Raw genomic sequence first — 543 nt, forward strand, 5'->3', positions numbered from 1 at the left:
CTCCTACCTATGCTGCACATCGGCGACCACGTCTCAGCGACAGCCTGCAGTAAAGCTCCATAGGGTCTTCGCTTCCCCTTGGGTGTCTCCAGACTCCGCACTGGAATGTACAGTTCACCGGGCCCAACGTTGGGACAGTGATGCTCTGGTTAATCCATTCATGCAAGCCGCTACTGATGCGGCAAGGTACTACGCTACCTTAAGAGGGTCATAGTTACCCCCGCCGTTGACAGGTCCTTCGTCCTCTTGTACGAGGTGTTCAGATACCTGCACTGGGCAGGATTCAGTGACTGTACGAGTCCTTGCGGATTTGCAGTCACCTATGTTGTTACTAGACAGTCCGAGCATCCGAGTCACTGCGACCTGCTCCGTTCCGGAGCAGGCATCCCTTATCGCGAACTTACGGGACTAACTTGCCGAATTCCCTAACGTCGGTTGCTCCCGACAGGCCTTGGCTTTCGCCGCCATGGACACCTGTGTCGGTTCTCGGTACGGACATCATACTCGTCTTTTCACGGGCCCCAGGTTGAATCACGTTTCCCT

1 rRNA gene is annotated in these 543 nt (G+C 55.4%); it reads right to left on the minus strand.

What is annotated here, in order from left to right:
* Positions 1–543, minus strand: a 23S ribosomal RNA gene (locus NDI85_RS22255); the annotation flags it as partial.

The sequence above is a fragment of the Haloarcula sp. S1AR25-4 genome (assembly GCF_031624555.1).
GTDB lineage: Archaea > Halobacteriota > Halobacteria > Halobacteriales > Haloarculaceae > Haloarcula > Haloarcula pellucida.